At 44.6% G+C, this 21,083-nt stretch carries 25 protein-coding genes; 8 read left to right on the top strand and 17 right to left on the bottom strand.

The genetic code is table 11. The features are described from left to right. Positions 1–14: 14 nt before the first annotated feature. The 8 genes from EJA10_RS20075 to fabL form a co-directional block, all read right to left on the bottom strand. The gene (locus tag EJA10_RS20075) at positions 15–1,616 is read right to left on the bottom strand and encodes an ABC transporter substrate-binding protein (RefSeq protein ID WP_125481818.1); all 1,602 of its coding nucleotides are present in this window, start codon (positions 1,614–1,616) and stop codon (positions 15–17) included. Between the two features lie 114 nt (positions 1,617–1,730). Beyond that, positions 1,731–2,699, bottom strand: coding sequence for an ABC transporter ATP-binding protein (locus EJA10_RS20070; RefSeq protein ID WP_125481817.1), 969 nt, complete (start codon positions 2,697–2,699; stop codon positions 1,731–1,733). Continuing rightward, positions 2,674–3,687 carry an ABC transporter ATP-binding protein gene (locus tag EJA10_RS20065; protein WP_125481816.1) on the bottom strand — a complete coding sequence of 338 codons (1,014 nt, stop codon included), beginning with the start codon at positions 3,685–3,687 and terminating at the stop codon, positions 2,674–2,676. The genes EJA10_RS20070 and EJA10_RS20065 overlap by 26 nt, the downstream gene beginning before the upstream one ends. Before the next feature lie 283 nt (positions 3,688–3,970). Continuing rightward, complete coding sequence (locus tag EJA10_RS20060) at positions 3,971–5,719, bottom strand: ABC transporter ATP-binding protein (protein WP_125481815.1); 1,749 nt, start codon at positions 5,717–5,719, stop codon at positions 3,971–3,973. A 92-nt stretch (positions 5,720–5,811) separates the two neighbouring features. After that, complete coding sequence (ntdP, locus tag EJA10_RS20055) at positions 5,812–6,342, bottom strand: nucleoside tri-diphosphate phosphatase (RefSeq protein ID WP_125481814.1); 531 nt, start codon at positions 6,340–6,342, stop codon at positions 5,812–5,814. Between the two features lie 217 nt (positions 6,343–6,559). After that, on the bottom strand, positions 6,560–6,814 hold the full coding sequence (locus EJA10_RS20050) for a YgaB family protein (protein ID WP_125481813.1): 255 nt from the start codon (positions 6,812–6,814) through the stop codon (positions 6,560–6,562). Positions 6,815–7,129: 315 nt separating this feature from the next. After that, complete coding sequence (locus EJA10_RS20045; protein ID WP_125481812.1) at positions 7,130–7,321, bottom strand: gamma-type small acid-soluble spore protein; 192 nt, start codon at positions 7,319–7,321, stop codon at positions 7,130–7,132. An 86-nt stretch (positions 7,322–7,407) separates the two neighbouring features. Continuing rightward, entirely contained in the window at positions 7,408–8,157 is a 750-nt protein-coding gene (gene fabL / locus EJA10_RS20040) for an enoyl-[acyl-carrier-protein] reductase FabL (protein ID WP_125481811.1), read from the bottom strand. Between the two features lie 196 nt (positions 8,158–8,353). On the opposite strand from fabL, the gene EJA10_RS20035 reads away from it, so the two are divergent. Next, a complete protein-coding gene (locus tag EJA10_RS20035) occupies positions 8,354–8,578 on the top strand; it encodes a hypothetical protein (protein ID WP_125481810.1) in 225 nt (74 codons plus the stop codon). 29 nt (positions 8,579–8,607) lie between these two features. Here EJA10_RS20035 and mutY read toward each other — a convergent pair whose 3' ends face one another. Further along, positions 8,608–9,708, bottom strand: a complete 1,101-nt coding sequence (gene mutY, locus EJA10_RS20030) for an A/G-specific adenine glycosylase (protein ID WP_125481836.1) — start codon at positions 9,706–9,708, stop codon at positions 8,608–8,610. Positions 9,709–9,762: 54 nt separating this feature from the next. Continuing rightward, positions 9,763–10,059 (bottom strand): hypothetical protein, encoded by a 297-nt coding sequence (locus EJA10_RS20025; RefSeq protein ID WP_125481809.1) that lies wholly within the window; start codon positions 10,057–10,059, stop codon positions 9,763–9,765. Positions 10,060–10,215: 156 nt separating this feature from the next. Here EJA10_RS20025 and EJA10_RS20020 point away from each other — a divergent pair, with 156 nt between their 5' ends. Continuing rightward, positions 10,216–11,202, top strand: a complete 987-nt coding sequence (locus EJA10_RS20020) for a metal-dependent hydrolase (RefSeq protein WP_125481808.1) — start codon at positions 10,216–10,218, stop codon at positions 11,200–11,202. Positions 11,203–11,237: 35 nt separating this feature from the next. Here the strand turns inward: EJA10_RS20020 and EJA10_RS20015 are convergent, their stop codons facing one another. Continuing rightward, complete coding sequence (locus EJA10_RS20015) at positions 11,238–11,510, bottom strand: YfhJ family protein (protein ID WP_125481807.1); 273 nt, start codon at positions 11,508–11,510, stop codon at positions 11,238–11,240. A gap of 117 nt (positions 11,511–11,627) precedes the next feature. Between EJA10_RS20015 and EJA10_RS20010 the strand changes: the two genes are divergently transcribed. After that, entirely contained in the window at positions 11,628–11,810 is a 183-nt protein-coding gene (locus EJA10_RS20010) for a small, acid-soluble spore protein K (RefSeq protein ID WP_125481806.1), read from the top strand. A gap of 22 nt (positions 11,811–11,832) precedes the next feature. Here the strand turns inward: EJA10_RS20010 and EJA10_RS20005 are convergent, their stop codons facing one another. Then, the gene (locus EJA10_RS20005) at positions 11,833–12,168 is read right to left on the bottom strand and encodes a YfhH family protein (RefSeq protein ID WP_125481805.1); all 336 of its coding nucleotides are present in this window, start codon (positions 12,166–12,168) and stop codon (positions 11,833–11,835) included. 89 nt (positions 12,169–12,257) lie between these two features. Here EJA10_RS20005 and EJA10_RS20000 point away from each other — a divergent pair, with 89 nt between their 5' ends. Then, positions 12,258–12,935 carry an SDR family NAD(P)-dependent oxidoreductase gene (locus EJA10_RS20000; RefSeq protein WP_125481804.1) on the top strand — a complete coding sequence of 226 codons (678 nt, stop codon included), beginning with the start codon at positions 12,258–12,260 and terminating at the stop codon, positions 12,933–12,935. Positions 12,936–12,960: 25 nt separating this feature from the next. Here the strand turns inward: EJA10_RS20000 and recX are convergent, their stop codons facing one another. Then, positions 12,961–13,773 carry a recombination regulator RecX gene (gene recX / locus EJA10_RS19995; RefSeq protein ID WP_125481803.1) on the bottom strand — a complete coding sequence of 271 codons (813 nt, stop codon included), beginning with the start codon at positions 13,771–13,773 and terminating at the stop codon, positions 12,961–12,963. A gap of 99 nt (positions 13,774–13,872) precedes the next feature. Between recX and EJA10_RS19990 the strand changes: the two genes are divergently transcribed. The 4 genes from EJA10_RS19990 to EJA10_RS19975 all read left to right on the top strand — a co-directional run bounded on the left by EJA10_RS19990 (position 13,873) and on the right by EJA10_RS19975 (position 15,962). Continuing rightward, on the top strand, positions 13,873–14,775 hold the full coding sequence (locus tag EJA10_RS19990; RefSeq protein ID WP_125481802.1) for a TIGR01777 family oxidoreductase: 903 nt from the start codon (positions 13,873–13,875) through the stop codon (positions 14,773–14,775). Between the two features lie 66 nt (positions 14,776–14,841). Next, positions 14,842–14,964: a YfhE family protein gene (locus EJA10_RS19985; protein ID WP_125481801.1), complete on the top strand. Its 123-nt coding sequence runs from the start codon at positions 14,842–14,844 to the stop codon at positions 14,962–14,964. Positions 14,965–15,068: 104 nt separating this feature from the next. After that, the gene (locus EJA10_RS19980; RefSeq protein ID WP_125481800.1) at positions 15,069–15,254 is read left to right on the top strand and encodes a YfhD family protein; all 186 of its coding nucleotides are present in this window, start codon (positions 15,069–15,071) and stop codon (positions 15,252–15,254) included. Between the two features lie 456 nt (positions 15,255–15,710). Next, the gene (locus EJA10_RS19975; protein ID WP_125481799.1) at positions 15,711–15,962 is read left to right on the top strand and encodes an alpha/beta-type small acid-soluble spore protein; all 252 of its coding nucleotides are present in this window, start codon (positions 15,711–15,713) and stop codon (positions 15,960–15,962) included. A gap of 417 nt (positions 15,963–16,379) precedes the next feature. On the opposite strand, the gene sdhB is transcribed toward EJA10_RS19975, so the two are convergent. The 4 genes from sdhB to aspA are packed head-to-tail and all read right to left on the bottom strand — an operon-like array spanning position 16,380 to position 21,015. Beyond that, positions 16,380–17,135 carry a succinate dehydrogenase iron-sulfur subunit gene (sdhB, locus tag EJA10_RS19970; RefSeq protein WP_125481798.1) on the bottom strand — a complete coding sequence of 252 codons (756 nt, stop codon included), beginning with the start codon at positions 17,133–17,135 and terminating at the stop codon, positions 16,380–16,382. Positions 17,136–17,137: 2 nt separating this feature from the next. Then, on the bottom strand, positions 17,138–18,901 hold the full coding sequence (gene sdhA / locus EJA10_RS19965) for a succinate dehydrogenase flavoprotein subunit (protein ID WP_125481797.1): 1,764 nt from the start codon (positions 18,899–18,901) through the stop codon (positions 17,138–17,140). A gap of 23 nt (positions 18,902–18,924) precedes the next feature. Then, positions 18,925–19,539, bottom strand: coding sequence for a succinate dehydrogenase cytochrome b558 subunit (locus tag EJA10_RS19960; RefSeq protein WP_125481796.1), 615 nt, complete (start codon positions 19,537–19,539; stop codon positions 18,925–18,927). A gap of 30 nt (positions 19,540–19,569) precedes the next feature. After that, a complete protein-coding gene (aspA, locus tag EJA10_RS19955) occupies positions 19,570–21,015 on the bottom strand; it encodes an aspartate ammonia-lyase (protein WP_246017889.1) in 1,446 nt (481 codons plus the stop codon). Positions 21,016–21,083: the final 68 nt, after the last annotated feature.

Below are 21,083 nucleotides of genomic sequence, written 5' to 3'. Positions count from 1 at the left end.
CTTTTCCTGATGCATTATTTTTTGAATTCAACCGTTGCAAGCTCGTCAGAACCTGTTGGATGTGCCTTGAATCCAGTTACGTCAGCTCTTCCTGCCAGGGCTGGCTCAGAGTGGATAAGCGGAATCCATGGAGCATCTTCTTTGATAAGGACTTGAGCTTCTTTATAAAGTTTTTCACGTTCTGCCTGATCGTTTGTAGATTGAGCTTTGATGAACAGATCATGTACTTCCTGGTTCTCGTAGCGAGCATAGTTATTGCTGTCGATGTTGTCCTGGTCTAATAGCACGTAAAGGAAGTTATCCGCGTCGCCATTGTCGCCAGTCCAGCCAAGCAAGAATGTATCTGCTTCGCCCATACGTGCTTTTTCAAGGTATGTTGCCCACTCGTAGGAAACGATTTTTGCCTTTACGCCAATATCAGCGAAGTCTTTCTGAATGGCTTCAGCCACTTTCTTTCCATCTGGCATATATGGTCTTGGAACTGGCATTGCCCACAGTTCAATTTCAAAACCATTCTCAAATCCTGCTTCCTTCAGAAGCTCTTTCGCTTTTTCAGGGTTATATTCATAATCTTTAACTGCATCATTATATCCCGCTACCGACTTTGGCATTGGATTGATGGCAGGTTCAGCTGCACCAGCATAGAATGCATCGATTAACGATTGCTTATTTACAGCATAGTTCAGAGCCTGACGTACTTTCTTCTCTTTAAGCGGTCCGCGTGTGTTCGTCAATCCAAGGTATGCTACGTTCAAAGAAGGACGATAGAAAGTCTGCAGATCCGGATTGCCCTCAATTGCTTCCACGTCACTGAAGTTCACGCCGTCAATGATGTCGACTTCTCCAGTGTTAAGAGCATTCAGTCGAGCAGAGTTTTCAGGGATTACACGGAAGATGACTTCATCCAGCTTTGGTAGTCCTTCTTTCCAGTAATCTTCGTTTTTCACCAATGTGACCCTGTCGTTTCTCTTCCATTCTTTGAACTTGAATGGTCCAGTACCAACTGGGTTTTCAATGAACTTATCTCCATGCTCCTTGACTGCATCTGGGCTTGCGATCCCGAATGGTGACATGGCAAGGTTTTTATAGAATGGAGCCAGAATACGGTTCAATGTGAATTCAACTGTATGCTCATCCACTGCTTTTACTTCCTTGATGACATCGCCAAATTGAGAGTTGTAGTAATAGAATTGCTCTTTGTTTCCTGCTTTCCAGCGCTCGAAGTTGAATACGACAGCCTCGGCGTTGAAATCAGTTCCATCATGGAATTTAACACCTTTACGAAGCTTTAATGTGTGTTTCAGGCCATCAGGAGATTCCTCCCAGCTCTCTGCAAGACCCGGGTTGATTTCTGTATCCTGCTCACCGAATTCGATGAGAGTTTCATAGATGTTTTTTGTTACCTTGAAAGCTTCACCTTCCGTTGTTACAGCTGGGTCAAGCGATGTAGAATCGCCACCGCGGCCAAATACAAGAGTTCCGCCAGACGATGATCCGCCGTCAGAACCAGACTCCCCGCCAGTTTTCTTGCCGCCGGATTCATTGCTGCAGCCGGCAAGCCCCAAGCTCAGGATGAGGATAAAAGCAAAAAACATTAATCCAAAACGCCTTTTCATATTCTTCCCCCTTGTTTTTTCGGACCAGTTTTATGTATTCCAGTCCATGTTATTTATCATCTATGCTGTTCTTCCTGCACACATTCCTGTCTGGAAAAGTTCAGTCCCAGCTTATCAGGAATACAGATGGCAGGCAGCAAAATGACCAGGTTCAATTTCCCGCAATTCGGGCCGATCCGTCTTACAAATCTCCATGCACTCCTTGCACCTTGTGTGGAAGGCGCATCCCTTAGGCGGGTTTGCCGGGCTTGGAATATCGCCCGTCAGCAGTTCCATCTCCCTCTTTACAGCTGGATCTGGAATCGGGACCGCCGAAAGCAAGGCTCTCGTATACGGGTGGAGCGGTTTTTCATAAAGACGGTCGGCATCTGTGATTTCTACCAGTCTTCCTAAGTACATCACACCGACTCGATCACTGATATGCTTTACTACCCCTAAATCATGGGCTATGAAAATATAAGTCAACTGAAATTCCTTTTGAAGGTCCTCCAGAAGATTCAATACTTGAGATTGGATCGATACATCCAGCGCAGACACAGGTTCATCGGCAATGATGAGTTTAGGTCTGGTCATCAGGGCCCGGGCTATCCCGATCCGCTGCCGCTGTCCTCCGCTGAACTGATGTGGATACCTTTTGGCATGATAGCTGCTGAGGCCTACTACCTCCAGCATCTCATTCACCATTTGCTTGCGTTCCTTCTTCGTGCCGATTCCATGGACAATCAGCGGTTCCTCTAGGATTTTTTCGACAGTATGCCTTGGATTTAGCGATGCAAATGGATCCTGAAATACCATTTGCATATCCTTCCTTGTTTTCCGCATCTCATTGTCCGAAAGTGTGACGAGGTTCTTCCCTTCAAACACAACCTGGCCTTCTGTAGGATCAATCAGCCGCATGAGCATTCTTCCGGTGGTGGATTTCCCGCATCCCGACTCGCCAACCAGGCCGAGCGTCTCCCCTTTATTGACCCAGAAGCTTATATCATCAACGGCTTTCACGCTTCCTGTCTGTTTTCCCAGGACTCCTCCCGTTATCGGGAAATGCTTTTTCAGTCCATCAACTTTTAACAGTACTTCTGTCATCGGCTACCCCCTCCTTCTCATGCAGCAGGCAGCGGACAGCGTGACCCGGCCTTTCTGTTTCGTACAATTCCGGATTCTCGCTCCAGCATCTGTCCATGACAAATTCGCATCTGGCTGCAAAACGGCAGCCAGTAGTGATGGAACCTGGCTTAGGCACATTTCCCGGAATTGAGTAAAGCCGTTCTTTTTTGTCGCGGATATCCGGAATCGATTTAAGCAGGCCTAGCGTATATGGATGTTTCGGATTCTTGAAGATATCCTCCACAAGTCCTTCCTCAACGATTTTCCCGGCATACATGACGACGACTCGCTGACAAACCTCTGCCACGACTCCAAGGTCATGTGTAATCATGATAATGGCGGTATCTAGCTTTTCGTTCAAATCCTTCATTAGTGAAAGGATTTGTGCCTGTATCGTCACATCAAGAGCCGTAGTTGGCTCATCAGCAATCAACACTCGCGGATGGCAGCTAAGAGCCATTGCGATCATCACCCTCTGCCTCATTCCCCCAGAGAGCTGATGCGGATATTCCCTGATGATTTGCTCCGCCCGCGGAAGCCCGACAAGCTTCAGCATCTCTACAGCTTGCTGATAGGCCGTTTTTTTGCCTAGTTTCTTATGTATTTTCAGCGCTTCAACCAGCTGCTCGCCGATTGTGAAAAGCGGGTTAAGCGAAGTCATTGGCTCCTGGAAAATCATCGCCACTTCATTTCCGCGTATTTCACGCATCCTTTTTTCTGAGGCATGAACTAGATTTTCCCCATTAAGGAGGATTTCCCCGCCTGCGATTTTTCCTGGCGGCTGTGGTATGAGCTTCATGATGGATAAGGATGTTACGCTCTTTCCGCAACCTGACTCCCCAACAATTCCAAGAACCTCTCCCTTATTCACCGAAAAGCTGACGTCATCTACTGCAGGAATTTCACCATCCGATGTGATAAAGGATGTCCTTAAATTTTTCACTTCTAATACCGGAGCATGGACCACATTTCTACTCCTTTCCATTACCGAAATATTATTGCTGAATAAAAATCACATCTGTCTGTGTAAAACATTTTATATTAAATGTTATTAGTTAGTCTACTGATTTTTCTTAATTATTTAAATATAATAATAATTTAGAATAGTATTAGGCATTTGGTACTATATGTATGCCAGTCATCAATCTAGTATGTTATCCAGCAGAAAAACTCAATCGAAGCCTTCCTGGGCGTTGGTGACGAACAAAAAAATCCGGAGCGACATTTCGCTCCGGATTTTTTCCTCTTATTTAATTCTCCAGCTGCTGCACCTGGAACAGCCTGTAATAGCCACCCTGTTTGGCCATCAGTTGTTCATGGCTGCCGACTTCGCTAATTTCGCCATGTTCGATGACGACAATCCTGTCAGCATGGGTAATGGTGGATAGGCGGTGGGCCACCACAAAAGTAGTCCTGTCCTTCGCGAGCTTGTCGAGGGCTTCCTGGATCAAGTGCTCACTCTCCAGATCAAGCGCCGATGTTGCTTCATCAAGAATCAGGATTGGAGGGTTTTTCAGGAACACCCTTGCAATGGCAACACGCTGTTTCTGGCCACCGGAAAGTTTGACACCTCTTTCCCCGACTTTAGTATCATAGCCTTCAGACAGATTCATAATAAATTCGTGCGCATTCGCAGCCCTGGCTGCTTCGATTACTTCTTCATCGCTTGCTCCTGGCTTTCCTAACAGGATATTCGATTTTACCGATTCACTGAATAAAATATTATCCTGTGCAACCATGCCGATTTTATCGCGCAATGAACGCACCTTGAAGGAGCGGATGTCCTTCCCGTCGAGGAGGATTTGCCCCTCGGTCACATCGAAGAATCTCGGAATCAGGCTTACGAACGAAGACTTTCCGCCTCCGCTCATACCGACAAGGGCAATTGTTTCCCCTTTTCTTACATCAATGTTCAAGTTCTTCAGGACGGTTTCTCCTTCATCCTCATAGGCGAAGCTCACATCCTTGAAAGTGATGTCTCCATGTACCTGTTTAAGCTCGACTGCATCCTTTGAATCCTTGATATCGTACTTTTCATCCATGAATTCAAAGACACGGTCCATTGATGCGATCGACTGAGTCAGGGTCGTGGAGGAGTTCACCAAACGACGGAGCGGATTATACAGCCTGTCGATATAAGCAATGAATGCAGCCATTTCTCCAATGGTAAGATTGCCCTGCAAGACCTGATAACCGGAAAAACCGATCACCAGAAGCGGAGCGATGTCGGTGATTGTATTGACGACTGCAAACGCCTTGGCATTCCACCGGGTATGATCCAATGCCTTCGTTAAAAAATTCTTATTCTGGGTGTCAAATTGAGTCTGTTCATAATCTTCGATCGCAAAGCTTTTGATGACCGATATCCCGGCCACCCGCTCGTGCAGATAGCTCTGTACCTCTGCCAATGCCTGTGAACGTTTCCTTGTGAGGCTTCGGAGGTTTCCGAAAAAGTACCTGACCGAAAAAGCATAAAAAGGAAAGAGAATGAGTGACACAAAGGTCAACTGTACGTCCATCGTAAACATGATAGCGACTGCTATCAGAATCGTAGCAACGTCCAGCCACAGGTTCATCAAACCGGTCACCACAAAGGTTTTCGTCTGCTCAACGTCATTGATCATCCTTGAGATGACTTCCCCTGCCCTGGTATTGGAATAATATTTGTAGCTGAGCCGCTGCATATGGGTGAAAAGCCTGTCCCTGATATCATATAGAATCTTGCTTGCGGTCCATTGTGCAAAGTATTGACGGTAATATTCAATCGGCGGACGGAACACGACGAACACGACCACCATAATGCCCATGATCCATATAAGATTGTCTATTTTTTCATCCTTGCTCAACGCCTCATTGCCGATGATGTCATCGAGTACAAATTTTATCAATAATGGAATCATCAGCGGGATTGCGAATTTAAGAACCCCGATGATAATGGTGCCGATGATCTGCAGCCGGTATGGTTTGACAAATTTTAAATATCTTCTGATGCTGCCCAATTTTGTTCCCCCTCATGGAGCCTGGCCTTCTAAATACGAAACAAAAACCTGTTGAATCAATCAACAGGCTGAAACTTGTCTACCCTGGTTGGTTAACGGCGATACGTCAAATAACGCTCATAATAAATATCGATAAAGTCTGGAGCAAACGGACCCTTTCTTTGCCTGATCCAGCGCTTAAGCTTCTCGACATTATATTTCAGGATCTTATCAATCACATCAGGATACTGCATTTCTTTACGATGACGCTCATATTCATCTTCATCAAGTAAATTAAACGTCATATCAGGAAAAACCTTGATATCGAGATCATAGTCGATATATTTCAGCGCTTCTCCGTCAAAGATGAACGGAGAACTGATATTGCAATAATAATACACGCCATCTTCCCGGATCATGCCGATCACATTGAACCACAGCTGAGAATGGAAGTAACAGATCGCAGGCTCTCTTGTAATCCAAGTCCTGCCGTCTGACTCAGTCACGACTGTCCGGTCATTTCCGCCAATCACAAGATTCTGTGTTCCTTTTAAGACGGTGGTTTCTTCCCAGACTCGATGGATGTGCCCATTATGCTTATAACTATGGATTTGGACAGATTCACCTTCTATGGGTACGCCCATGTTCTTCTCCCCTACTTTCCTTTCCCGGAAACTTTGCAACCTATCAAATGATATTTATCTAGAAAAATCGAAAAACGACAAAAGGCAACAAAGAACGATTCCTATTTTTTATTATTATAACGGTTAACGAGAGAATTTAAAACAAAAGAGCCACCGATTTCCTCGATGGCTCATTAAAATTGCATAAATTTTTATAAAAATTCACTATATTCGACTGTTAACGGAAAGTCACAGCAAGCTCCTGATAAGTATGGATCACTTCCTCCGTCTGCTTCTCGAACATCCGGTGGATTTCCTTAAGCTCCTGCTTCTTCCTGTCTATTTCCAAGCGGACGTCTTCAAGCTCAGCACTTTGTTTAAGAGCATCAAGCTGCTTTTCAATCTCCTGGCACCGTTCTAATTCAGACTGCAGATAAAGAAGCTTTTCCATCGTTTGCATTTGTGTAGACACCAATTCGTTAAATTTATCCATGCTTTTCCACCGCCTGTAAAATTTATCTCCTTAAGTATTCTTGGATGGCGGATGAAATCCTTTGACTAGTTATGTAGAGGATTTGGAACCTTTGTCGAAAGAAATCAGATCTAGATTCAAAATAGCCCAATCATGAAATTGCCATAATTGAATCTTACAATGTGTACTTTTTCCGCTTCTCATCTTTTTTTGTTCATCATCTACCAGGCGGACACTTATCCCCTTTTGGTATGTAGCATTCTTATTCACTCGCTGCGACAGAATCACAAAGGAAAAGGCACTCTCCGAATAAAGAGTGCCTTCCTGTCAGCTAGCTTATTGCTGTTGACCAGAGTTTTGGCCTTTGCGAGCTTCAGCTTGCTGGTTTTGCTGGCGTACTTCTTGAGCGTTTGTTTCACTTGCGAATTCAGTACCGTATTGACCTTGTTGGCCAGCAGATTGAGCGTTTTGCTGTCTTACTTGTTGGATGTTAGTTCCCGCTTGAGATTGATTAGGTTGTTTTGCCATTGTTATCACCTCCACGAATAATAGATTAACCATCCGAGGAGGGAGATATCCGAACTTTTTTTACCAAATCAATCCAAAAACTACCCCTATACCAACAGGGATATTCCGCCATCCACAATGATTGTCTGTCCGCGGATCATGCTGGATTCGTCTTTTAAAAGGAACATGATGGCATTGATCATATCTTCAATTTCGACCATTCTGCCTGCAGGTGTTTTTTCCCTTGCCTCTGCGAGGAGCTCTTCCCTGTTCGGGAAATGTGTCAACGCTTCGGTATCGACTGCACCGCCTGAAACGGCATTGACCACGATGTTTTTACGGGCCAGTTCGACGGCCAGGTAACGCGTCAATGCTTCAAGGGCTGCTTTTGACACCCCGACCGTGGTGTAGTTTTCAAGATAGCGTATTGATCCCAGCGAGCTGATGCTGACGATTTTCCCTCCGCCGTTTCTTTCCATCAGCCTGGCCGCTTCCTGCGCACAGAAAAGCAGTGCCTTGCTGTTAATATTCATTGTCCAGTCCCAATGCGATTCCTCCAGCTCCATGGCTGGACGAAGCACACCAGATGCCGCGTTGTTGACAAAGATATCAAGCCGGCCGAATTCAGCATCAATTTGTTCGAACATCGCTTTGATTTTGCTGACATCGCCGACATTCGCTTTGATGACGAGAGCCTTTCTGCCGAGCGCTTCGATTTCGTCTGCGGTTTCCTGGGCAGCCTTTTTGCTGCGGGCATAATTGACCACAATATCGTACCCTTCTGTCGCCAGCCTGATGGCTGCCGCCTTGCCGATTCCCCTGCTGCTGCCTGTAATAAGTGCCACTTTTTGTGTCATGTGAAATTACTTCCTTTCGTTATCAAAGTCATGTTCTTCAAATTACTCTTATGTAAAAAATAGAGCTGACCAATTTTGTTTCATTTTAGCTTTTTCAGGTATATATGACAATAAGGACAAAATCCCCGTTGATAAAAAACAGCCATAATGAAAACACTAATCTTTAGATTGATCATTTTTGAAAGGATGATTCCTGATGTATGTAGGCCGCGATATGACTGAATTATCTATGATGTCTAAAACAGATTGGAAGGACAGCGAGCTTGCCTTTTTCCATCACTCTCTTCAGCAGATGGTCCCCTACCTGAATGTCGAAGGACAAACGATTCACAGGGAGATTGTTGAAGAAATCGAACGCAGGGGCGGCTTGAATCGCAATGAAGCGGATTACACTCACGGCACTAAAGTTAGCTACGACTAAATAGATACAAAGGCTGATAACCCCAGCGGTTAGTCAGCCTTTGTGAATTCCAGGTATTGTTTGAGCATTTTTTGGTACGGAACAGGAAAAGCATACTCCTGAATTTCATGTTGATTGACAAGCTTTAATTGTGGACTTTCATCAATCTCACCGGCAAATTGACCAGCAAATACATGAATGTTCCAAATCAGATGCGAGAAAACATGGCCGATTTCTCCTAATGATTCGTCAATCTTAGGACGGACTCCGTAACTCTCTTCAAAATGATCTGACAGCTGGTCACGCTGCCTTTGGAAATCAAGGCTCAGTTCAACTGTCGGGAACTCCCACAGATTTGCCAGCAATCCTGATTCCGGCCTTTTGCGGATCAGGATTCTCCCTTCACTATCTTTAAAAATCCCAGCCGCGAGCAGGATGCTTTTCTGCTTTTTCTTCTTGGTTTTAACAGGCAGTTCATTTTGTGCTCCTTCTTCAAATGCCTGACAATGTTCCCTTACCGGGCAAAGCAGGCAGGAAGGCGAGGTTGGGGTACAGATCAGGGCGCCAAGCTCCATCAAAGCCTGATTAAAATACGATGGGTTTTCTTGTGAAATCAGCTCTCTTACGGCTGCTTCAAATATTTTGCGGGAAGATGGTTTGGCGATATCATCCCAGATCAACAGGATACGTGACAAGACCCTCATGACGTTTCCGTCGACCGCAGGTTCTGGCTTGCCGTAAGCGATGCTCAGAATCGCACCAGCTGTGTATGGCCCCACTCCCTTCAAGGAAGAAATCCCTTCGGGTGAATCTGGAACCTTTCCGCCGTATTTTTCATGGACTTCCCTGACAGCGGATTGTAAATTACGGACTCGGGAATAATAACCAAGCCCTTCCCATGCCTTAAGGACCTTTTCTTCATCAGCATGTGCGAGCGCCTCTATCGTTGGAAAATTTTCCAAAAATCGATTAAAATAAGGGATGACAGTATCCACTCTTGTCTGCTGCAGCATGATTTCTGAAACCCACACTTTGTAAGGATCCTGGTCTTTTCTCCAGGGCAGGTCACGCTGTTCGCTTGCAAACCATCCTATCAAATCATCCTGAAAGGATTTTATATCCAATTTATCTACACTTTTCTTGATGTCCATTGCCACTTTTGTTCCTCCAGGTGTTAAACTTTCCGGAAATTTGGGAATATAATATTAACGCTTCTGCTTAATCGCCATGAAGCCAACACAATCTAGTCCGCCCGGCACAAAATCCTCGAGCCTGCCAAAAACAGAATGTGAACGTGATAGGCGGATTTTTTTCAATGCATGGTAGTGCGCCTCAGTCGGGACGTAAAATGATTCAACGAAGAGATTTCGCTGGTCTGACTCGCTGCAGGAAAACATATCTGCCTCGAATTCTGGAAGCATGGCTGAGATTTTCTCGATGGCCTCCTGATATTGGCCAAGCAGATTTTGCTTCACTTCATACTGCACAATCATTTGAATCATGTAAGACAGCTCCTTTTCGAAGATACAATCGCAAAGGGGTCTGATGGGTACAGCCCTTTAAACGTAAACTATTATTCAGAATGTGACAAGAACTTTTACCTGCCAAAAATTTTTCTGGCATGCAAGTCAAAATACGATAAAAAGGAGGCGGTTTCCATGGATACTGGAACCCACGTGGTAATGGGGTTCGCTCTTGGCGGCTTGGCCACACTTGACCCCGCTGTCAGCGAAAGCACCGCCACTGCGAGCAGCGTCCTAATCGCAACACTTGTCGGCTCACAGATCCCCGACATTGATACGGTATTAAAATTAAGGAACAATGCAGTATATATCCGAAATCATCGTGGCATTACCCATTCCATACCGGCAGTGCTGTTATGGCCGATTCTTATTGCTGGCGGCATTCACTTTTTTAATCCTGAAGCAAATCTGCTGCATTTATGGATTTGGACATTTATAGCCGTATTCCTCCATGTTTTTGTCGACATTTTCAATGCTTACGGAACCCAGGCGTTGAGGCCATTTTCGTCGAAATGGGTCGCATTGGGGGTAATCAACACGTTTGACCCGATTATTTTCGCTTTCCATGTCGTAGGATTGTTCCTGTGGGCTTTTGGGTTTCATCCAGGCCACACGTTCCTGGTCATCTACTCCATCCTGGTGTTCTATTACATTTACCGATTCATCATGAAGCACAGAGTCAGGAAGGCGGTCGAGCAGATGGTCCCGGATGCCACAGAGATCATCATTGCCCCGACAATGCGGCTCAACCACTGGCGGGTTGCTATCATGAATAAGCACCAGTTCTTTGTCGGACGCGGCCATAAGAGTCATGTCCGGATCCTGGACCAGTTCAATCGTGTCCCAGTACCTGAAACACCTGTGCTGGAAGCAGCAAAGAAAGACAAGAACCTTTCCGCGTTTCTCAGCTTTTCACCGGTCTACCGCTGGGAATGTGATGAATATGATGATTTCTATGAAGTCAGGTTTATTGACTTGCGCTACCGGAGCAATGGCCATTATCCATTTGTCGCCGTAGTGAATCTGAGCAAAGACCTGGAAATCCTGAGCTCTTATACCGGATGGATTTACAGTGAAGAAAAATTGCGGAAGAAATTAGAATTCATTCCTGGAGAAGGATAAAAAAATCCCCGTGGAGCACGGGGATTTTTTTCGTATTAATTCGGCTTATTCTGATCACCTTGTTCAAGTAAATGTTTATACTTTGGATTTCTGGCCACAAACTCATGAAGCTGGCCGCCATAATTCTCGATCCACTGGCGAACGACTTTCTCCGTCATTTCACTGCCCATATAATCATGTCCCGCTTTTGCGTAAGTCGCTTCAAAGTCGCCCCACAATAGCTCGACCCATGTCAGTGCCTGCTCATACGTAATACCGCTGTTCTTCTCCAGAAGCAGACTGGCTAGTCTTTCATGAATATCCTGCATGCTGATCACCCTTTGCCAATTTTTTATTTTGTTATGCAATGATTGCATTTATCGAATACTATAATTGCGTGCAGCTATTTTGGCATACACGTAATTTTACCCTTCACGGAGGCCAATATGCGAAATAAAGTAACCAACTTCCCGAACCAGAACAACAACAAGCTTGAAGGTGAACCGCGGGCAAAAGCTGAATACGCATCAAGAAGGGCTGACGGTACAATAAATACTCATCCACAGGAGAGAATGTACGCGTCATCACACCGTGAAGATGACACGACCGCAGCCATCAAAGACCATTAGAAACAAAGAGCAAAACCAGATATTACTTCTGGTTTTGCTCCATTTTAATCAATAAGGAAATCGGCAGAGCTTCTTCATTGCCTTCTCCGCCCAAACGAGCTCCCCAGGCAAAAACTCCATTCATATAATCAATTTTGAAATAGGAGCCTGGATCTCCATCGATTCCATAAATTTCACCTGGCTTAAAATCATCCGGATTCAGCATGTATGATTTCGCCATGGCGATTTTCCTCTCATAAACGGCAAGCTCACTCGCCATTCCCATTTGCTCGGCCTTTCTCGCTTTATCACGCAAGCTGGCGATTTCCTGGTTCAATTCATAATCAGACATCTCGCTGTAGCGTTTCTCTCTGCTCATCGTTTTTCACTCCTGGATTGTTCTCGCTTTCTTCAATCAAGCATTTAAGATATAACTAAATTATAGCATGTTATCTCAAGGAGGCTATCATGAAAACAATCATAGTGACTGGTGCCGGTACCGGCCTGGGCAAGGAACTCGCCCTGCTGCTGGCCAAACAAGGCTACCACATGATTTTGACAGGAAGAACTGAAGATAAGCTTAAAGAAGTCCAGACACATATCGAAAACTCTGGCGGCAGCTCGGACAGAGTGGTCCTGGACCTCAGAAATTTAGAGGACATTAAAGAAAAAGCATTGCTCATCAGCAAAAAGCATGACATATATGGACTCGTCAACAATGCAGGTGTCGGCCATTTCGGTCCGTTTTCCGCGATTTCTGATAAGGAAATAGAGGAAATGTTCCAGGCGAACGTCTTGGGGACAATCCATATGACCAAGGCCATCCTTCCATACCTCGAAAGGAACGAAGATGGGCTCGTCATGAATATTGTTTCGACTGCGGGGCTTCGCGGCAAAAAGAATGAAGCGGTCTATTGCGCCAGCAAATTTGCTGTCAGGGGATTCACTGAAAGTCTCCAAAAAGAATACGAAGATACCGGCATCCGCTTCGTTGCAGCTTATATGGGGGGCATGAATACTCCATTTTGGGAAAAAAGCGATCATGTTTCAGACCCTTCGAGGCTGCGTTCCTCCGCAGAAGTAGCGGACATCATCATGAACAACCTGGAAAAAAACGAAATCATCATTGAATCGAAAAAGTCATGACGCTCTGTCATGACTTTTCTTTCATCTATTCTTCATTCTCCTTCTCGGAAATGAATTCGTCAATCATCTCCATCGGGAAGCCTTTACGATATAGAGCCATCTTCAGTTTCTGTCTGTATTCATGGACAGGAAGCTTACTGTATTTATGATGAAGCTTTTCTCCCTGAAGCCGGAGGGCGTCCATTTCATCATCTTCTTCTTTTTCAATTTGAGTTTCGTCAATAGCTGCACGAATGATGGAAAACGAATATCCCTTCCGCTGCAGCATTTGTTCAATTTTTTGCTTAAGGATTCTCGAAGAATCTTTTTTGTTTTTTTGAGCGTATTTTTCGGTCAGTTTAATCGCTTTTTCCAATTGATCGTCAGAAGAAACCTCTTCGATGACTGAGGAAATGAGGTTCGGAGCGATGCCTTTTTCCTTCAGCTCCAATTGAATGACCCCTGCTCCTTTGTCCGTTGTATTCAACTTTGTACGGACAAAAGCTCTTGCAAATTCTTCATCATTCAGGAATTTGAATTCATATAATTTATGGACGGCTTCTTTGATGACGGGTTCTGCTATTTCTTTTTTCTTCAGATACTCCCAGACCTCTGCTTCTGAGCGCATCCGATGGGCCAAATAATTAATGGCCGTATTATAGGCCTTGCGTATATCATCCTGGAAAAGCATTTCTGTCACTGAAAGGTCATCCAGCTCCATACCTTTCTTCAGACTATATTTGATCAATACATCCTCGTCCACACTGAAGGCATATTCTTCCCCGCGGCCGCTGTCAGTAAAAACACTATATCGATTCTTGTTATGTTTTTGGACGGAGATTTTTGTGATAACTGGCATGTTTTTCACCTCTACTGAAACTTTAACACATCCATAGGAGGTTTATCATTTGAAAAGGAGTACTATATAAACAAGATAGATCCTTGAGGAGGGTTTCCCTTGAAAATAGCCATTACTGGAGGCACAGGTCTAGTCGGAGAAGCATTGAGCAGAGAATTGATTGAAAAAGGCCATGAAGTGTACATTCTAACAAGGAATACGAATGGCCTAAATAGCAGTTCTAACCCCAGGTACATTCAGTGGTTAAATTCCGGGGACCAGCCAGAAAAAGAGCTTGCAGGAATCGAGGCGATCGTGAATCTTGCCGGCGCAACAATCAACAGCAGATGGACAGATGAATATAAACGGAAAATCCTTGAGAGCCGATTGCAGGCAGCCTCTGAAGTAAAAAAGATCATGGAATTACTCCCGGTCAAGCCAAGGGTTTTGGTCAATGCCAGCGCTGTTGGTTATTATGGAACTTCAACGATCGAAGAATTCACTGAGCAATCACCACCCGGCCATGATTTTCTCGCTGAAACGGTCCAACACTGGGAAGCGGCAGCAAGTGAAGCACAAGCTCTCGGAGTCAGAATCGTTCTCTGCCGATTCGGAGTCATCCTTGATCGGAAGGCCGGCGCACTCCCGCGGATCGCGCTTCCTTACAATCTGTTCGCAGGCGGAAAAATTGGCTCAGGCAATCAATGGCTGTCATGGATTCATATCGAGGATGTCATTGGCGGTGTTCTTTTTGCAATTGAGAACACCGATTTGGAGGGACCAGTTAATTTCTCTGCTCCCTCCCCTGTGACAATGGATGAATTCGGAAAAGTATTATCACAAATCATGAAACGTCCTCACTGGCTGCCTGTCCCTTCCTTCGCATTGAAAATACTGCTTGGTGAAATGAGTATCCTTGTATTGGAGGGACAGCAAGCACTTCCTGAGAAACTTTTAAAGGCCGGATACCCTTTTCGTTACCCTGATCTGAGAGACGCACTCCAAGACATTTTCAGCAATTAATCCTGTTTAATCCTGATTAAGAAGGAAATACTGGTAAAGTAAATCATTTTGAAAGGGTGGGCAACCATGGACAAGAAGAAAAGGGATAAAACAAAAAGCACATTATCCAGCATGCAGGAAGTTACATACAGCCATGAATTCAAGAAGGCTGACAGAGCTGGCGGCTACACAAATGGAAAGAGATATTAGGCATTAAGAAGCCGCTTTTGACAGACCATATGAGTACGGAAATGAAATTTTCCGTACTTTTTCATTTTAAAAGGCCTTTACTACTTTGAAAGGGGTTTTTTCGAATGGGACGAGCACATGGACATAAAACACGAGACCGCAATAAAGCATCACTGCCTCAGGTTCCTAAAAACATGAAGTCAGATGGCATCGACGTGGAATTCGACAGAGACCTGGCAGATCATGACGACCTTGAAGCAATGGCAAGATCAAAAGCAGCGGATGAGCGTGCGAAGAAACGAAGAAAGTAACCCTTAATGCAAGCAAAAAGCAGAATCCACATTCGGATTCTGCTTTTTTGCTTGCATAAGGGGCGGGAGAAATAATCATCAGTTAGATAAGGGGAGTTCTTTGTGAACTTTTTCACTAACTTTTGATATCTTTACTATACTCCCTTTTATTCTTCTTAACAATACACTTCACCAAAAGTTCATTTTTCAGTTATCCACAAGAATGTGAATATTGTTAATAAAATTCCGCATCGCTTGTTATACATTGGGTTTGTTCAATACCTCTATTCTCTGTGGATAATGTGTATAAGTCTGTGGAATACTCGAAACATCATAGTTTATCCTGTTAATAACTGTGAGGATAAATAACCGCGATAATATTTACCCTTTTTTAATAGACAGCAAACTTTTCTTATTAAAAATAAATTTCCCTTGCAGGAGAAATACTAACTTTATATCCAACATGGAGGGATCATCATGGCAAGAAGAAACAAAATCCTGGTGCCAGAAGCCAGGAGAGCATTGGATGATTTGAAAGCCCAGGTAGCAGGTACGATGAAAGCTGAGGATGCTAAATTCGAGACTGCAAGGGAGCTTGGAGTGCCGCTGAAAAATGGCTATAATGGCGGACTGACAACACGAGAAGCAGGAAAAGTGGGAGGCAGACTAGGCGGCGGCATGGTGCGCGAACTTGTGAGAATGGCACAGGAAAACCTCCGTAAGCAGTAAAGACTAAGAAAACCATGCTTTAGCTGTTGACATCTGCTGGAAAATGAATTACAATAAGTAAGCTTCGCCAATAGAAGTAACTTGAAACACATCGACTATAACAATAATGGCGTTCTGCTTATATTTTTTGGTAACAACTTATTCACACTGGATCGGCTTCGGAGCCGTAAGGATGCAAGAGAGGTAGGGCTTGCGTCGTTTAGGTTTAAAATGATCAAGTGGAATTTTTACCGCGGCAAAAGTTTATAATGGATGACTTATATACATCTTGTGGAGTAGCAAGTTACTTGAAAGCGAACCGGATCCGGTTCGCTTTTTCTATTTGGTCGAATTATCTATGCAGCACTCCCCACGGTCAACCCATATTTCTCGCCATAAATAAAGGTCCAGCACACTTTAATGTGCCGGACCTTTACATTAATAGCTTCCAAAAAATGCTTTGAATGAATGGATAGTCACTTGGCGATTTAAATGCGCGAGCGATGTGGTAAGCGGAATTCCTTTCGGGCAAACCTCTACACAGTTCTGGGAATTCCCACATGTAGTGATTCCTCCTTCACCCATGATTGCCTCTATTCGCTCTTCCTTGTGCATGGCACCAGTAGGATGGGCATTGAATAACCTCACCTGGGATAACGGAGCAGGCCCCATGAATGGAGACTGGTGGTTGACGTTCGGACATGCTTCAAGACAGCACCCACAAGTCATGCACTTTGAAAGTTCATATGCCCATTGCCTCGTTTTTTCAGCCATCCTCGGTCCTGGGCCCAAATCATGTGTCCCATCAATTGGTATCCATGCTTTCACCTTTTTTAAAGAGTCAAACATCCGCTGTCGATCGACCACCAAATCCCGCACAACAGGGAATGTGCTTAGAGGTTCTATTCTGATCGGCTGTTCCAGCTGGTCAATTAACGTGGAGCAGGCTTGTCTGGGTTTGCCATTGATGACCATTGAACAGGACCCGCATACTTCCTCCAAGCACACCGACTCCCAAATGACAGGTGTCGTTCCTTCCCCATTTCGATTCACAGGGTGCTTTTGTACTTCCATTAAAGCTGAAATGATATTCATATTTGTACGATATGGTACATAAAACTCCTCATGATAAGGAGCCGAGGCTGCATCCTTTTGCCTTCTTATAATTAAATGGATTTTGTCATGAGATGGCATGATTACTTAACTCCCTTCTTGGATTTGGTGTAGTCACGTTTTCTTGGTGCAATCAGCGACACATCCACTTCCTCATAAAAAAGTTCTGGCAGCTTCGTATTGGTGTTAAAACTCGCCATGGTAGTCTTCAGCCACTCATCGTCATTCCTGTCGGGAAACTCAGGTTTGTAATGAGCTCCACGGCTTTCGTTCCTCTGGTATGCCCCGAGTGTAATGACATGCGCTAAATTGATCATGCCTTCCAGCTGTCTTGTGAAAGAAGCTCCTGAATTGCTCCATTTTGCTGTATCCTCAATGTTGATGTTGCGATAGCGTTCTTTGAATTCATGTAATTTTTCATATGTCATTTTCAACTTTTTATTTTCACGGACAACTGTTACATTTGCCGTCATCAGCTCTCCAAGCTCTTTATGGAGAAGATAGGCATTCTCTTTGCCATCCATTTTGAGAATGGATTCGAACTTGGTCTTATCTTCTCTGGCAAATTGATCAAAGAAGCTGGTTGAAATGGAATCGACCGATTTATCCAATCCAAGCACGTATTCAAGGGCAGACGGACCGGCAACCATGCCTCCGTAGACAGCCGAAAGGAGTGAATTTGCGCCAAGACGGTTGGCTCCATGCTGTGAATAATCACATTCGCCCGCCGCAAACAGACCAGGTATATTCGTCCTTTGCTGATAATCCACCCACAGTCCGCCCATTGAATAATGGACCGCAGGGAAAATTTTCATTGGAACTTTACGCGGGTCATCCCCCATGAATTTTTCATAGATCTCCATAATCCCTCCAAGCTTGATATCGAGCTGGCGGGAGTTTATATGTGACAGATCCAGAAATACTTTATTCTCTCCGTCAATTCCAAGCTTTTGGTTCACACAGACATCGAATATTTCACGGGTAGCAATATCGCGGGGAACCAAATTCCCGTATGCGGGATATTTCTCTTCAAGGAAGTACCACGGCTTTCCATCTTTATAAGTCCAGACCCGCCCCCCTTCTCCACGTGCGGATTCACTCATTAACCGGTTTTTATCATCTCCTGGAATTGCTGTAGGATGGATTTGAATGAATTCTCCATTTGCATACAGAGCGCCTTGTTCATATAGGCGCGCTGCAGCGTACCCAGTATTGATGGTCGAATTCGTGGACTTGCCAAAAATCAGTCCTGGCCCACCTGTGGCAATGATGACAGCATCGGCACTGAATGCCTTCATCTCCATGGTCCGGAGATTTTGTGCTGTAATTCCACGACAAACGCCTGCGTCATCAAGAATAGCTGAAACAAATTCCCAATTTTCATATTTCGTTACCAGACCTTGAGCTTCAAAACTGCGAACCTGTTCATCCAGGGCATAAAGAAGCTGCTGTCCGGTAGTAGCCCCCGCAAAGGCCGTTCGATGATGTTGTGTCCCGCCAAATCTCCTGAAATCAAGCAGCCCTTCAGGTGTCCGGTTAAACATGACACCCATTCGGTCAAACATATGGATGATTTTTGGGGCAGCTTCGCACATTGCCTTTACAGGTGGCTGATTGGCTAAAAAGTCCCCCCCATAAACTGAATCATCAAAATGCTCCCACGGGGAGTCATTCTCTCCTTTTGTGTTGACTGCTCCATTAATTCCACCCTGCGCACAAACGGAATGTGACCTTTTCACTGGAACGATCGAGAACAAGTCCACCATCGTTCCCCTTTCAGCGATTTTTATTGCCGCCATCAGGCCTGCCAGCCCGCCGCCTACGATCACGATTCTTCCCTTACTCATATGAATGCCCTCCTATCCATCTATTAAGCAAATGCCAAGATTGCACGTACTCCAATTATGGACAGTACGACAAACAGCCCAAGTGTAATGTATGCAGAAACCTTCTGTGATTTTGGTGAAACAGTTATGCCCCATGTAATCAGGAATGTCCAGATTCCATTCGCGAAATGATATACTGCTGAAACAATGCCAATGATGTAAAAAATTAAAGAAATCGGGTTATCGACAATATTGGCCATCAAATGATAGTTCGCATCTACCCCAAAAAACTCTACCTGAATTTTCGTTTCCCAGATATGCCATGTCACAAAAATAAAGGTAATGACACCCGTGATCCTTTGCAACAAGAACTTCCAATTCCGTGTATATCCATACCTGCCAACATTGTTCTTAGCCTGAAAGGCAATGTAAATCCCGTATATTGCATGGAAGTACATAGGTATAAAAATAATGAAAGCTTCAAGGAAGTATTTAAAAGGCAGATTAACCATGATTCCTGCCGCCGTATTATAAGCCTCCTGTCCCCATGTCGCTGTATAATTCACAAATAGATGAACCGTCAAGAACACCCCAACCGGAATGATTCCTGACAGCGAGTGTAACTTACGATAAAGATGCTGATTCTTTCTTAGCTCCATTAAAAACTCTCTCCTTACCTGCAGATTGTTTTATACAAACAGGATTTCTCTTTCCTCTTTTCTGGCCATCAATTCTTTGCCTGCAATGCCCGGATGAGTCATCTCGAATGGATTGAGAATAAGGTCTAGGTCCTCCTTCGATAACACTCCCCGTTCTAAAACGATGTCACGGACAGGTCTATTACCCGTAATTGCTTCCCGTGCAATAGAAGCCGCCATTTCATAACCGACATGCGGGTTGATGGCTGTTATGACTCCAACACTATTATTCACGTACGCTTCCAGTGTATCTGTATTCGCCGTGACACCGCTCAGACAATATTCGCGGAAAACTGCGAAGACATTCGTCATGATTTTAATGGATTGCAAGAGGTTGAATACGATAACCGGCTCCATTACATTCAATTCAAATTGTCCAGCTTCTGAAGCCATACTGATGGTTAAGTCATTGCCGACAACCTGGAAGGCACTCTGATTCAGAACCTCTGCCATAACAGGATTGACTTTGCCTGGCATTATGGATGAACCGGGTTGACGCGCAGGCAAATTGATCTCTCCGAAGCCACAGCGCGGTCCAGATGTCATCATCCTTAAATCATTGGCCACCTTTGACATGTTCAACATACAGACCTTTAAGGCTGCCGAGACTTCAATATAGCAATCTGTATTCTGGGTACCGTCCACTAAATTTTCTGATCCTGTTAATGGCAAGCCGCTGAATTGGATGAGATAGCCCACAGCCTTCTCAATGTATACAGGGTCCGCGTTCAACCCCGTACCTACGGCGGTTGCTCCCATATTCACTTCATATAGATGGTCTCTTGTAGCCTTGATTCTCTTAATATCTCTTTTTAGCACTCTTGCATAAGCAGCAAATTCCTGTCCGAGTCGAATTGGAACAGCATCCTGAAGATGCGTCCGGCCCATTTTTATGACTCCCTCAAACTCTTTTGCCTTTGACATAAATTCTTCGTGAAGCTCTTCCATTACCACAAGCAAACTCTCCAATGTAGCCAATGTTGATAAATGGATGGCGGTTGGAAAAGAATCATTAGTAGATTGAGACATGTTCACATGGGAATTGGGGCTGATGATTTTATAGTTTCCCTTTTCTTCACCGAGCAGTTCAAGTGCTCTGTTCGCTATCACTTCATTGGTATTCATATTGATGGAAGTGCCAGCGCCGCCTTGAATCGGGTCCACGATGAATTGATCATGGAGTTTCCCACTGATTACCTCATCTGCGGCCAAGGCAATCACCTCTGCCAGCTTCCTGTTGAGTTGGCTAGTATCGGCATTCGCAAGGGCTGCCGCCTTTTTTACGATTGCCATGGCTTTGATGAGAGAGTCATCAATCCGGGATCCTGTAATGGGGAAGTTTTCAATGGCACGTGCTGTTTGGACACCATAATATGCATCCTTTGGAATCAATTTTTCACCTAAAAAATCTTTTTCCACTCTGAAATGTTCATTCATTTCATCCATCTCCATTTCAATAATTGTGAGCAGCCGCTGTAAACCCCAGCGGCTGCTAAATGTTTTGT

It is taken from the genome of Mesobacillus subterraneus (genome assembly GCF_003937825.1).
In the GTDB taxonomy this organism is placed as follows: Bacteria; Bacillota; Bacilli; order Bacillales; family Cytobacillaceae; genus Mesobacillus; species Mesobacillus subterraneus.
Note: the sequence above shows the minus strand (reverse complement) of the source record. Positions and strands in the feature narration are given on the sequence as shown.